At 70.7% G+C, this 11,646-nt stretch carries 15 protein-coding genes; 5 read left to right on the forward strand and 10 right to left on the reverse strand.

Features of this window, described 5'->3' with window-relative positions; translation table 11 throughout:
• Positions 1 to 9 precede the first annotated feature (9 nt).
• From KF737_RS13165 to KF737_RS13205, 9 genes are all read right to left on the reverse strand, one after another.
• The gene (locus tag KF737_RS13165) at positions 10 to 225 is read right to left on the reverse strand and encodes an EexN family lipoprotein (RefSeq protein WP_296455323.1); all 216 of its coding nucleotides are present in this window, start codon (positions 223 to 225) and stop codon (positions 10 to 12) included.
• Positions 222 to 950 carry a type IV secretion system protein gene (locus tag KF737_RS13170; protein WP_292044844.1) on the reverse strand — a complete coding sequence of 243 codons (729 nt, stop codon included), beginning with the start codon at positions 948 to 950 and terminating at the stop codon, positions 222 to 224. Before KF737_RS13170 ends, KF737_RS13165 begins: the two co-directional genes overlap by 4 nt.
• The gene (locus KF737_RS13175) at positions 947 to 3,322 is read right to left on the reverse strand and encodes a VirB4 family type IV secretion/conjugal transfer ATPase (RefSeq protein WP_296455325.1); all 2,376 of its coding nucleotides are present in this window, start codon (positions 3,320 to 3,322) and stop codon (positions 947 to 949) included. The genes KF737_RS13170 and KF737_RS13175 overlap by 4 nt, the downstream gene beginning before the upstream one ends.
• Positions 3,315 to 3,650: a type IV secretion system protein VirB3 gene (locus tag KF737_RS13180; protein ID WP_292023715.1), complete on the reverse strand. Its 336-nt coding sequence runs from the start codon at positions 3,648 to 3,650 to the stop codon at positions 3,315 to 3,317. The genes KF737_RS13175 and KF737_RS13180 overlap by 8 nt, the downstream gene beginning before the upstream one ends.
• Positions 3,643 to 3,825 carry a hypothetical protein gene (locus tag KF737_RS13185; protein ID WP_292023717.1) on the reverse strand — a complete coding sequence of 61 codons (183 nt, stop codon included), beginning with the start codon at positions 3,823 to 3,825 and terminating at the stop codon, positions 3,643 to 3,645. The genes KF737_RS13180 and KF737_RS13185 overlap by 8 nt, the downstream gene beginning before the upstream one ends.
• Complete coding sequence (locus KF737_RS13190) at positions 3,825 to 4,124, reverse strand: TrbC/VirB2 family protein (protein WP_292023719.1); 300 nt, start codon at positions 4,122 to 4,124, stop codon at positions 3,825 to 3,827. Before KF737_RS13190 ends, KF737_RS13185 begins: the two co-directional genes overlap by 1 nt.
• Entirely contained in the window at positions 4,121 to 4,762 is a 642-nt protein-coding gene (locus KF737_RS13195) for a lytic transglycosylase domain-containing protein (RefSeq protein WP_296455336.1), read from the reverse strand. Before KF737_RS13195 ends, KF737_RS13190 begins: the two co-directional genes overlap by 4 nt.
• A gap of 52 nt (positions 4,763 to 4,814) precedes the next feature.
• Positions 4,815 to 5,060 (reverse strand): LuxR C-terminal-related transcriptional regulator, encoded by a 246-nt coding sequence (locus KF737_RS13200; protein WP_367273228.1) that lies wholly within the window; start codon positions 5,058 to 5,060, stop codon positions 4,815 to 4,817.
• Positions 5,061 to 5,161: 101 nt separating this feature from the next.
• The gene (locus KF737_RS13205; protein ID WP_210416089.1) at positions 5,162 to 5,656 is read right to left on the reverse strand and encodes a helix-turn-helix transcriptional regulator; all 495 of its coding nucleotides are present in this window, start codon (positions 5,654 to 5,656) and stop codon (positions 5,162 to 5,164) included.
• Positions 5,657 to 5,891: 235 nt separating this feature from the next.
• Between KF737_RS13205 and KF737_RS13210 the strand changes: the two genes are divergently transcribed.
• The 5 genes from KF737_RS13210 (at position 5,892) to KF737_RS13230 (ending at position 9,336) form a co-directional block, all read left to right on the forward strand.
• Positions 5,892 to 6,458, forward strand: coding sequence for a GntR family transcriptional regulator (locus KF737_RS13210; protein WP_137721964.1), 567 nt, complete (start codon positions 5,892 to 5,894; stop codon positions 6,456 to 6,458).
• A 69-nt stretch (positions 6,459 to 6,527) separates the two neighbouring features.
• Entirely contained in the window at positions 6,528 to 6,653 is a 126-nt protein-coding gene (locus KF737_RS13215; protein WP_256371840.1) for a hypothetical protein, read from the forward strand.
• Positions 6,654 to 6,745: 92 nt separating this feature from the next.
• Entirely contained in the window at positions 6,746 to 6,871 is a 126-nt protein-coding gene (locus KF737_RS13220) for a hypothetical protein (protein WP_256371839.1), read from the forward strand.
• Between the two features lie 91 nt (positions 6,872 to 6,962).
• Positions 6,963 to 7,619 carry a lasso peptide biosynthesis B2 protein gene (locus KF737_RS13225; RefSeq protein WP_137721963.1) on the forward strand — a complete coding sequence of 219 codons (657 nt, stop codon included), beginning with the start codon at positions 6,963 to 6,965 and terminating at the stop codon, positions 7,617 to 7,619.
• Position 7,620: 1 nt separating this feature from the next.
• Positions 7,621 to 9,336: an asparagine synthase-related protein gene (locus tag KF737_RS13230; protein ID WP_296455349.1), complete on the forward strand. Its 1,716-nt coding sequence runs from the start codon at positions 7,621 to 7,623 to the stop codon at positions 9,334 to 9,336.
• Here the strand turns inward: KF737_RS13230 and KF737_RS13235 are convergent.
• Positions 9,269 to 11,644: a prolyl oligopeptidase family serine peptidase gene (locus tag KF737_RS13235; protein WP_296455351.1), complete on the reverse strand. Its 2,376-nt coding sequence runs from the start codon at positions 11,642 to 11,644 to the stop codon at positions 9,269 to 9,271. The two genes, KF737_RS13230 and KF737_RS13235, sit on opposite strands and share 68 nt — an antisense overlap.
• Between the last annotated feature and the right edge of the window lie 2 nt (positions 11,645 to 11,646).

Genomic DNA, 11,646 nt, shown 5'->3' on the forward strand with positions numbered 1-11,646 from the left:
TCGGGATCCTCAGAAGGCCCGCTCATAGACGCGCATCCGCGCCTGCCGACGCGCTTCGGCCAGGCCCTGACGCGCCGCTTCGCATTCGCGCTCGGCTCGACCGGCGCCGCACGCCGCCACGACCGCCTCGGCCGCGTCGGGATCGGCGGCGAAGTCTTCAGCGGTCCGCTCGGGCGCCCCGCAACCGACGAGTCCGAGGGCGACGAGCAGGGCGGACCGTTTCACCGGAACGCCCTTTCATAGACGTCCATGCGCGCCGTCCGGGCGGCTTCGGCCCGTTCGCGGGCGCGCTGCTCCTCCAGGCGCGCCTCAGCCGCCTGGGTCAGGGCGAGACCCTGCAGCCGGACCTGCTCATTCTGGATCAACGCCTGCTCGGCCGCGAGGCGGGCCTCGAGGTCGAGGACGGCGCGGGCGTTGGGTGCTGTGTCGAGGGCGGAGCGGAGCGTCTCCAGACCCTGTAGACGCCGGTCCGCGGCGCCGCCGACCGCCTCGCCGACGGCCAGATCGCGCGCGGTGCGCGCGCCGGCGCGTTCGAGGCTGTCGCGGTAGTAGGCCTCCGCCGGATCGAGGTCGCCCGCCGGCGGCGTATAGAGCCGGGTGTCGCGGCGGATGGCGTCGGCGCGGTCGGCCAGGTCGCCGAGCGCGGACAGGTCGCCGTCGGCGGCGGCGCGAAGCGCGCGCATGTCGGGCAGCGGATTGCGCACCGTCGGCAAGCCGAGTTCGCCGGCCAGGGCGTTGACGCCGGACAGGTCGTTCAGGCTGTCGAACAACTGCCGGCCCTGTTCGACCTGGGTCTGCAGCGCCCTCAGCTGGTCCAGCGTCGTGCGCGCCTCCTCGATCATCTGGGCCAGGGCCCGGGGATCGTGGACGATCTGCTGCGCCTGGACCGTCGGGGCGGCGGCGAGGACGAGGGCGGCGGCCGCCGCGGCGAAGGGAATGCGGGCTCTCACAGGAACCTCCTCTGGTGATGGAAGGGGTCGCGCCAGCGCGCGTAGTCGTCGCCCATTTCGGCGCGCAGCCGGTCGAGCAGGGCGGTGGTCTCGGACCGGCCGGACAAGACCGACAGGGCGTCGTCCATGCCGCCGAGATCCAATTCCACCACCACGCTGTCGTGGCCCTGCTTGACCAGGAAGCGGTGCGACTCCGGGGTCAGCACCTCGCGTACGAGGCGGAACTCCTCGTGGGTGAGGCCGAAACCGTCGACATAGTCGCGCGCCTGGCCGTGGGCGTTGGGCAGGAAGATTTTGGTTGCGCACTGCTCGAGGATGGCGTGGGCGATCGGGGAGCGCAGGGCGTCGGCCGGCGACTGGGTGCCGAACACCATCAGGGCATTCTGCTTGCGCCAGGTCTTGAGCCCGTCCTGAGCGAGATCGGTGAAGGCCGGGTCGCCCAGCACCTTCCAGAACTCGTCGATGTCGAGGACGAGCCGACGGCCGTCGACCCGCTCGGCGATGCGGTGGAAAAGATACATCATGGCCGGGGTGCGGACCTCGTCGTGGTCGAGCACCTGGGTGATATCGAAGCCGGCGAAGCGGGCCTCCAGGCTGAGGGCGTCGTCGTCATTGTCGAGCACCCAGCCGAGGGGGCCGTCGCGCTGCCAACGCTCCAGCCGGGCCCCGACGCCGCCGGCGTCGCCCTGGCCAAGCAGGCTGCGCAGGGCGGCGATGGAACGACGCTCGCGCGGCAAGGCCTCCAGGGCGGCGACGCCGTGGTCGATGGCGCGCGCCTCGGGCACGGTCAGGGTTTCATTGGGGCGATCGACGAGGGCGCGGACGAGGCGGACAAGGAAGGCGCGGTTGGCCGGGGTCGGCTCGAGGGCCTTGAAGGGCGCGAAGCCCGTGGGCTCGCCGTTGCGCAGGGCGAGGTAGGTCCCGCCGCAGGCGCGGACGAAGATCTCGGCGCCGCGGTCCTTGTCGATGAACAACTGCTGGGCGTCGAACCGCTCCAGCTGCGCCAGCATGAAGTTCTGCACCACCGTCTTGCCCGACCCGGACGGCCCGCAAATGAAGGTGTGCCCGAGATCGCCGACATGGAAGTTGAACCAGAAGGGTGAACCGGCCGTGGTGCGCAGCACCGCGACGGCGTCGCCCCAATGGTTGCCCCGGGCCTTGCCGACGGGATGGGCGTGGAACGGCGCCAAGGCCGCGAAATTGCGCGAGGTGATGGCGGCGGGCCGGGTGCGGCGGGCGAAGGCGCCGGGGAACTGCGACCAGAAGGCCGCCTCCAGTCCGAGATCCTCGCGCGCCACCACCAGACCGGAGTCCGCCAGAATGGCCCGCGCCTTGGACAGGTGATCGGCCAGGGCCGACGGGGTGTCGCCGTGGACGAGGATCGATGCCTGGTGCTCGCCCATGACGAAGCGGTTGCTGACGAGGTCGTCGAGCGCCTCGGACAGGCCGTTGATCTGGGAAGCCGCACGATCGCGCGCGGACACCATCTGGTTCTGCTTGCGCTCCATCACCGTGCGGGCGGCGGCCTTGGACAGGAAGGCGAAGGACTGGCTGGCGACGAAGCCGAAGCGGACGCTCAACAGGTCGTCCCACAGGCCCGGACGGGTCGCCGCCGGGTATTCCTTCACGGCCAGGACGCCGGCGTAGCGGGCGTCGGCGACGTCCCGAAGCTCCAGGGTCTCGCGGCCGAAGATGATCCGCACGGTATGGATCGCCGCGCCGAGGTGGCCGAAGACGATCGGAACCGGGGAGCGCCGGCCCGTCAGGACCAGACGCATGATCTCCATCGGCTCCGAGAACCACAGGCCGCCCCGCTCATAGAGGTCCAGCCGGCGCGGCGCGTAGCGGTCGAGGTATTGAACCAGGTCGCGCCCCGCCTCCTCGATCCGCTGGATGTGGGCGATCTCCACCTCGGCGTTCGCCCGGCGCGCCGCCTTCAGCCGACGGGCCAGCGCGGCGGCCCGATCGCCAGCGTCGCGACCGGGGTGCAGGACGAGGGTGACGAAGAGCTCGTTGATCCAGAGCTGTCGCCCCGCGACACGGTCGTCGTAGAGGCCGCCCAGTTCGCCGGCGAAGTCCGAGCGGAATCCCGTCGACCGATCCAGCTCGACCGGACGCCGCACCACATGGTGCCAGACCGCCAGGCGGTCGTCGGCGAGGTTGCGCCAAGCCTGGTTTAGCTTGACGTGCCAGTCATTGAGGTCGCGCGCATCGGCGGTCTCGAAACTGGCCCCGTCGATCTGGAACACCATCATCAGGGCGCCGCTGTCGAGCGCGACCACGGCGTCCGAGACATGCCGCGCATAGGGCAGGTGCGGCCGGGCGTCGGCCTCGCGCCGGAGCCGAGCGGCGCTGACGCTTCCCTCAGCCACGGGACAACTCCACCGGCCGATAGCGCCGGACCAGGGAGAGCGGCGTCACCGAGCTGCCGCCCCAGAGCGCCGCGTTGCGCGACCGGCCCTTGGTGTCGACGTAGACGAACAGCAGTCGAAAGGCGTTGTGGTCGGCTCGGCAGATCGCCCGAAACACCAGATGCAGGCCCGGGGCGACTAGAAGATAAAGCAGGCTGCCGCCGACGAGGAAGACGACGCCCGACAGGATGACGTTGACGCCCATGGCCTCCATGGGCACGCCCAGGATCATCGCCGGCCGGGTGCAGGCCAGGAACAACGGATCCTCGGTCAGGCGTTCCTCAGCCATGCGCGCCTCCCGCTGGCAGACGCGACAGGGCGAGGCCGATGGCGAGGCCGGAGGTTAGGCCGGCGACGATCTGGGCGAAACGTTTGGGCGAGATCAGCTTCAGGCCGAGCATCAGGCCCAGGGCCAGGAGCGCCGTGATCGATCCGATCGTCAGCCAGGGGGGCGGGGCGTCCATCAGGCGCCGCCGGTGATCAGGTTGACGATTTCGGCCGCGCCGAAGACGACCACGATGCCGAGCACCACGATGGCCGCCCGTCGCAGATCGAACAGGCCGAACATCCACAGGATGCCCACCACCACGACCGCCAGGACGGCCAGCAGCCGGGCGGTGTTGCCGGTGAGCATGTCGACGACGTTCTGCAGCAGACCCTCGACATTGGCCGAGGCGAAGGCCGGCTGAACCAGGATGAGGCTGGAGGCGAGGGCGATGGCGCCGGCGGCGCCGAGCCTGCGAACGGTCGCGGGGGCGGTCATCGTGAAATCTCCCTGTCCGGGGTTGCGGTGAAGGTCAGGACGAGGCTCGTCCGGGCGCGCGAGAACACATCCCAATCCGGCGGCGGCGATGGCGGCGAGGGCTGGGGTGGTGGAGCGTCAGCGAGGGGTTCGACGGGTCGCAGCACCTGCAGGCCGAGGGTGGCGGCGGCGGCCTCGACCCTGGCGACGTAACCGTTGCGGAAGCCGCGCTCGGGATGGCCGGTGTTGTATCGGGACAGCGCGACCCTGAGGGTCGTCTGGCGGTCGACGCCCTTGGCCGGGCGATAGCCCGCGCGCAGGACGACGCCGGCGGCGGCGAGGTTGCGGCAGGGGTCGAAGGCCGCCTCAACGGACAGGCCGAGCCAGTCCAGATTGTCGCTGTTGATCTGGGCCACGCCGAGATCGAGGTTCGCGCCCCGCGCCAGCAATCCGCGGGCGATGCGCGCGGCATCGGCGGCGTCGCGCGCTGGACGGGCCGGGCGGGGACCCCGATTGACGCCGATCGCGATCGGATTGAACCGACTCTCCGCATAGGCGATGGCCGCCAGGGTTTCCGGGGCCACCTGCGGTGCGCAGGCCTGGGACAGGGCGAGGATCAGATTGAGGTCCAGCAAGGCGGGCTCCAGCGTGAGCCCCAAGCAAACCCGATCGGGAGCGGGCCCCGCGACCCGCGAGCTCCCCGCCGGAGATTTACGGTAGGAAGGTCCGGGGTTCGAGCGGCCGCTGAACCGCAGCGAGGCGGGCGACGGCCTGGATGCGGGTGCGGACGCCCAGGACGCGGCAAGCGGTCATGAGATGCTCATCGACCGTTCGGGGCGACAGGCCGAGACGATCGCCGATCCGGGCGGAGGTCAGACCGAGGGCCGCCAGGTCCAGACATTCCCGCTGGCGATCCGACAGGTGGTCGCAGGGTGAAGCAGATGGGGCGGGGGGGATGAGGGGAAAGGACTTTCATGCCCGAATCCAACCGTGCAGCCGACCCCGTGCGCCAGTCCGGGAGTTTCGGACCGCAAGTCTACGACCGTGGCGAGGGGGCGTTACGCGCCGTCGCCGGTCCCATCCTCCCGGGCGGGGGCTATCAACCGTCCCCGGCGCTGTTCGAGCCAGGCCTCGGCCTCGGCGTCGCGTCGGACGGACTGATCGGCGAGGTCCTTCAGGCTCTTGGTGAAGGCGTTGATAATGGTGCGAGCGTCCAGATCGCCGATGGCGTCCCCGGCTTCTTCGTCGAACTCCTGCAGCGCCACGGCGAGGATGGTCGCCAATTTGTTGTCGGCGCACCGCAAGGCGAAGGCGGGCGACCCCAGAGCAAGAGCAGCGAGAATCCCGTGCGGATCGCTGTCGGTGACCTCCGCGAAGCGGTGAATGCGCTCGATGTTGATGCGACCGGCGCCGGACTCGAAATGCTCATAGGACCGCAGCGCCATATTCATGCCTTGGGCGACGTCCGCGGCCCGCATCCGCCGATGAGACCGGATCAGGCGCAGGCTGGAGGAGAGCACCGCGTTCGCCGTCTGGGTGTGCCGGGCGTCCATGTCTCCTGTTACTCCCTCGCCTCCGGCGCCACGCGACTACGAAGCGAATGCACCCCTACAGGTTGAAAAATGCCTCAGCGATGCGTCAAATGAAAGCCTAGAAAGATCAACAGCATAAAAGCTGCGGATACGACGCAATTTTCTTGCGGACATCAGTATAGGAGCGCCGCATGACCCGATCGCCCCGAAGCCTGCCGGTCGTCGATCTGCGTCCCGGAGCGGCCCGGGGGCGGTCATGAGGCAGCGCGATCCCTTCGGCTTGGCGCTCGGCAGTCTGCGCGCCGCGCTGGAGGACGCCCTGGCCCCCGGACAGCATCTGTCCGTGGTGGATATCGCCGCCTCGCTCGGCCTAAGCACCAGCCCGGTGCGCGAAGCCCTGTCCCGCCTGTGCGGCGAGGGTCTCGTCGAGGATCGCCGCGGTTTGGGTTATTTCACCCGCGCGGCCCCGCTTGAGGATGTTCTGGGCTTGCTCGATCTGGAGGCCGCCCATGTCGGTCTTGCGGCGCTCTACACCCGGGTCGCCCAGCCCTGCGACGCTACGGACGCGTCCGTCGAGGCGTGGATCGACGACCTGGTTGACGCCTGCGACAACCAACCCCTGATCGAGAGCCTCGTTCGCGTGCGCCGTCGCCTGGCGCCGCTCCGACGGCTGAACGGCCCGACCGAAGCAGCCGACGGTCCCGCGCCGGCGAGCAAGGTCGAGGCCTACTATGCGCGCTGGCGGATCGCCGCGACGGGTCTCGCATCCCGTGTTCGGCGGATCGATCCAGATCAATCGAAGTATACGCGAAATATAGTTTGAATCGATTTGCTTTCCGGCGCTGATGGTTCGTCGTCGACGTTTTGTCGGCCTTCAAAACAGGAGACGACCATGACCAAGAGCACCTCGCGCCTCGTGCGCCTCGGGTCCGCCCGCACCCTGACCCGCGCGGTCTCGCGCGGCGAATTCGACGAGCTGAATCCGGTGCTGAAGTACACCATTCCGCCCAGCGAATGACCGGACGGGCCGCTTCGGCGGCCCGGACGTCCGGGCCCGGCCTCGCCCCGGACGCCTCGACCAGAGGCAATCCTGACACAGGAGAGGGATCCATGAAGATCCAGAACGAGACGCGCGTCCTGCGTCTGGGAGCCGCCCGTCGGCTGACCCGGGCGATCCTGATGGGGCCGTTCACCGAACTGAACCCGGCCCGCCACTGGACCATGCCGCCGGAATGAGCCCAGGGGGCCGTCCGTTTCGGACGGCCCCGCCGGGTCCTGCCGCAGGGCGGACCAGCCAAGTTCAGCTGTAACAGAGAGAGGTCTGGGAATGGCCGAAGCGCTTCCCGCCGAGGACGGTCACTGCGGCTGGCTCGCAGAGGGCGTTCACGCAGTCCGCGTCGGCGACGATCTGATCCTGCTCGATCTCGCCGCAGACGACTATCTCTGCCTGCCGGAGTGCGGCGATCTTCGGATTGAGGGACGGCGGGCTTTGGGATCGATGAACGATCTTCTTCGCCTGGCCGCCGAGGAGTTGCTGCATCCCACGTCAGCGCGGGACGATCGCACCCCGCCGCCGGCCCTGCCGTCGGCGCGCCTTCCGCCTGCGCCGCCGATCCGGCCGACGCTGCGGGACCTCGTTACCTTCGGCGTCATCTGGGTCGAAGCGGTGCGGCGTCGGCCGACACTTCTGGACCTCAGCCGGCGATACGCCCGGCGTCGCGGTCGTCGGTCTGATCCCGAAGCGCTCGCCGCGCGGGTCGAGGTGTTCCGCCAGTTGCTGCCGCTGGCGCCCTGGACCGGCGCCTGCCTGCTCCAGGCGGAACTGCTCCTGCGCTTCGTCAATGCCGCGGATTTGGACGCGGACTGGGTCTTCGGGGTCCGCACCTTCCCGTTTCTCGCTCATTGCTGGCTCCAGAGCGGCGACCGGTGCATCAGCGAGGCCCCGGAAACCCTGACCGTCTATCGACCGATCCTGGTGATCTGAGGTGGGGGCGGATTGCGCGATCATTCTCGTCGGCGACAATCCGGCCGCGGTCGACGCCTTGGTCGCGCCCGTTCGACAGCGCCTGAGCCGGGCCGGCTGGTCGCGCAAATCGCACGATCCCTTCATCCAGGTGTTCGCCCCGACCGGCGGACGGCTCGAGGTCGCCCGGGGACTCGATGGGCACGGCGTGGTCATCGGCGAGATCTACGACCGCGAGGGCCAGGCGCTGTCGCTGCGGGCGCGCGGCGCCCTGGGATGCCGACGGCTGGACGCGGCGCAGGCCCGCACGGTCTGTTCGGACCATTGGGGGCGCTACCTGCTGGTCCGGCGGGTCGAGGGCGACGTCGCCGTGCTCCGCGACCCGTCGGGCGCCCTGGACTGCGTCGTCTGGCGCAAGGCCGGCGTGACCTTGATCTCGACGAGCGCCGCGGCGGTCATCGATCCCTGGCTGCCCGACGGGATCGCGCTGGATTGGGACGCGGTCGCCGCCCTGGTGGCCCGCCCCGGCGAATATCGACATCGACTGGCCCTGACCGGACTACAGGCCGTCGCCGGCGGCGAGCTGCGGGTGACCGGGGAGGGCGTCAACCAGGGGCGGCAGATCTGGCGGCCCGCGGAGGTGTATCGGGACCGGGCCTCGCGTCCGGCGACCGATCTCCGAGGGGCGGTGGAACGGTCGGTGCGGGCGCTGGCGGGCGACAGGCGCTGGATCGCCGAGGTCAGCGGCGGACTGGACTCCGCCATCGTGGCGGGCGTCCTGACCACAGATCAGCGCCGAAGCGTCGCCGCCTGGGTCAACCACTACGTCGACCAGCCGGAGGGTGACGAACGGGATTACGCCCGGGCGGTCGCGGGACGGCATGGCTTTACGCTGACGGAAGTCCGTCGCGACGGCCTCAGGCTCGACGCCGCCCGCCTGGCCGCGTGCGCCGAGACCTTCCGGCCAGCGGCCAACGACATCGATCCCGACTACAACGACGACATCGCCGACCGGATCGAGGCGACGGGCGGCTGGGGCTCGCTGACGGGGCAGGGCGGCGACGCGGTCTTCTTTCAGATGCCCAGCCTGCTGATCGGGCTGGACGAGATCTGGGAGCGGCGCGGTCGCGCGCGGTTGGTGGTCCTGCATCGCCTCTCGCGCTGGCTGCGGCGCCCCCTGTGGCCCACGGCGCTCGCCCGGGACTGGCGCGAGGAGGTCTGCCATCGCGCCGGCTGGGACCACCCCTGGCTCGACGATCTGCGCGGCGTCCCGCCTGCCAAAGCCTTGCAGATGTCCGCCTTGGCCTTCTGCCAGACGTTTCAGGGGCCGGCGGTGCGCAGCCGTCTGGGCCCCTGCGTCAATCCGCTGCTCAGCCAGCCGGTGGTGGAGGCGGGGTTGGCCCTGTCGGCGGTCGATCTGACCTGGGGCGGGCGTGACCGCGCCGCCGCGCGCGCCGCCTTCGCGGATGTCTTGCCGCCCTCGATCCTGGATCGCCGCTCCAAGGGCGAACTGGGCGCCTATTACGGCGGCGCCGTCGCCGCGCACCTGGACTTCCTGCGCGACTATCTGCTCGGCGGCGCACTGGCGGAGGCGGGGTTGATCGATCCCGGACTGGAGGACCGCCTCACCCGGGACGCCCTGCTGTGGCGCGGTGGTCATTCCCACCTGCTCAGTCTGGCGCTGACGGAGGCCTGGGTGCGCCGCTGGCGGGAGCGGCTGGACCGCCGGGTCCCATGAGATGCCGGCCGAACCAGTCGCGCACCTGGTCGTAGTAGAGCCGGATGTTGCCCGGGCTCTGAACGCCGTGGTCCTCGCCGATGAGGAGAGTCAGGGCCACCGGGCGGTTCAGACGGTGCAGCGCCCCGTAGAGCTGCTCCGACTGGCTCAGCATAAGGTCGTATTCTCCCACCACCAGAAGCGTCGGCGCGGTGATGCGGTCCGCCTGCTCGAACGGACTGTTGCGCCGATACCGGTCGGGCGCACGCCAGTAGGCGTCGCGCATCTCGGCCTGGCCGGACTCCAGCCAGCGGGCCCCAGCTGTCGCGGCGAGCGCATGCCCGCCCTCCAGCCGCAGGGTCGAACCGACGTCCCCGATGACCGTCGAGAAATTCATCGGCCCGTTCAACGCCACCACGGCGTCGAAGCGGGGAGACTGGGCCGCGCTCATCACGGCGGACCAGGCGCCGAAGCTCCAGCCCCACAAGCCGATCCGGTCTGCATCGACCAACCCTTCCGCCGCCGCGGCGTCGACGACCGACAGGATGCGTTGGGCGAGGCCGTCAGCCGGTTCCGGGGTCGCGGGAAGGTCCGGGATGAGGATGGCGTAGCCCGCCGTGACCATCAGCTGCGGCGCCAGCGACAGGCTGGTGGACTCCCGCCGCATCCACCACGGCGGGGCGGGGTAGGCCTCGCCCTGATAGGGCACCACGATCACGGGCGGCGCCGCTGTCGGGTTTGACGGCGGATAGAGCCAGCCGCCCGCGCCGCCGACGCCGGTGACCCGCCGGGGCGCCGCGACCGCGATCCGGTCGAGTTCGGGGTTCAGCCGCCAGACCACCTCCCGGCGAGGACCACTCTGTAGGCGAAGCGTATTGGATTCCGCCTCCGGCCCGCTCCGGTCGAGGCCGATCTCCCGGCTCCAGCTGATCGCGGCCCCTGGCGTCGCTGCGACGCATCGAGACTCGGCTCCGGGATCGGCCCAGACTTGGCACAGTCGCCCATCGGGACGCTCGGCCACGGCGAAGGCCGCCTTCAGCGGACCGCTCTGCGCCCGTAATCCGAAAGGACCGCGGGGGTTCACCGCCGACGCGACGGCCCCGAGATCGGGGAGCTCGCCGTCTGCACCAAGGCGCACGACGCGCCCGCCGCTGGTAAACAGAACCGAGGACCGACCCTCGGCGACGAGCCGGGCGTCCGGAGACAGGCCCAAGAGCGGCAGGGCGTCGGCGCCGGCGACGAACCAGCCCTCGCGGGATCCGGAGCGGCCCTTGAAGATCGGGGTCTCGCCCAGCCAGCCGCCCTCGGCCGTCGCCATGCCCTGGAAGTCGATCGGCGTGGTCGGGTGCGCTCCGGCCGGGGTCACGTCCCGCGCCGCGCCGTCCGGAGCGACGGTCAGGAGCCGGGCCGGCTTGTCGCCGATCGTGGCCACGAGAAGCGCGTCGGAGGCTGGCGACCAGGCGAGCAGGCTCGTAGAGATGTTGCCGGCTTCGGGCGGCCGGACGGCGGCCCCGGTGGTCAGCTCGACGAGCTCCAGCCCCCGGGCGCGGCGCACCTCGCTCGCGGTATCGGCGGAGGGCGGCGGCAGGAGGGGGCCGTCCAGCAGAAGCGCGGCGTATCGTCCGTCCGGAGAGACCTCGAGGTCGAGGAAGGGACCGTCGGCGATCGCCGCGGCCTCTCCGGTGACGGCGTCGATCCGCCAGAGACGTCGCGGCGGCAAGGCTTCCGGCGGGCCGTCTTCGCCCACCGTGATCGCAGCCGGCGACCCGGCCGTCGCCGCCGCCCTCAGCGCCAGCAGGCGTGCCTGTTCGGCGCGGGGGCCCGCCAGTCTTGGAGGAAGCGCCCCGTCCGGCATGCCAAGCACGACGAGGGTGTCGTCCGTGAGCCATTCCAGGGACCGGCCCCATAGGCCAAGCTCCGGCGCCACATCGGTCCACACCACCTCCCCCGCGGCGATCTCGACGATTCCCAGCCGCCATTCGTCGTTCCGGAGCCGAAACACGGCCAGACGCCGACCGCTGGGCGAGAAGGCGCCGACGGAATAGCCGGCGTCTTCGTCCATCGTCAGGAGCGGTCGCGGATGGTCGGGGGCGTCGAGGTCGATGCGGTACAGCCGGGCGTACCGGTTGGCGCCTTCGGCCTCCAGATCATGGCGGGGGAGATCGCCTCGGGCGCGCCGCTCCTCGAAGACGGCGACCGCGCCGGACGGATCGATCGCGACCCGTCCGAAGCTTTCGAGTCCCAGAATGACATCCACCGTGAGCGGCTCTTGCCTCGCCAACGCCGGGCACGCCGTCGCGAGCAGGCCCGCGAGGGCGAGAGCGACCATGC

Origin of the sequence: Phenylobacterium sp. (genome assembly GCF_019636135.1) — a bacterium.
In the GTDB taxonomy this organism is placed as follows: domain Bacteria; phylum Pseudomonadota; class Alphaproteobacteria; order Caulobacterales; family Caulobacteraceae; genus Phenylobacterium.

What these genes read in the sequence shown, in the direction of transcription:
- KF737_RS13235 (WP_296455351.1), bottom strand. Translation starts at nt 11,644, where the DNA reads ATGGTCGCTCTCGCCCTCGCGGGCCTGCTCGCGACGGCGTGCCCGGCG.
- KF737_RS13180 (WP_292023715.1), bottom strand. Translation starts at nt 3,650, where the DNA reads ATGGCTGAGGAACGCCTGACCGAGGATCCGTTGTTCCTGGCCTGCACC.
- KF737_RS13220 (WP_256371839.1), top strand. Translation starts at nt 6,746, where the DNA reads ATGAAGATCCAGAACGAGACGCGCGTCCTGCGTCTGGGAGCCGCCCGT.
- KF737_RS13225 (WP_137721963.1), top strand. Translation starts at nt 6,963, where the DNA reads ATGGCCGAAGCGCTTCCCGCCGAGGACGGTCACTGCGGCTGGCTCGCA.
- KF737_RS13190 (WP_292023719.1), bottom strand. Translation starts at nt 4,124, where the DNA reads ATGACCGCCCCCGCGACCGTTCGCAGGCTCGGCGCCGCCGGCGCCATC.
- KF737_RS13185 (WP_292023717.1), bottom strand. Translation starts at nt 3,825, where the DNA reads ATGGACGCCCCGCCCCCCTGGCTGACGATCGGATCGATCACGGCGCTC.
- KF737_RS13215 (WP_256371840.1), top strand. Translation starts at nt 6,528, where the DNA reads ATGACCAAGAGCACCTCGCGCCTCGTGCGCCTCGGGTCCGCCCGCACC.
- KF737_RS13210 (WP_137721964.1), top strand. Translation starts at nt 5,892, where the DNA reads ATGAGGCAGCGCGATCCCTTCGGCTTGGCGCTCGGCAGTCTGCGCGCC.
- KF737_RS13205 (WP_210416089.1), bottom strand. Translation starts at nt 5,656, where the DNA reads ATGGACGCCCGGCACACCCAGACGGCGAACGCGGTGCTCTCCTCCAGC.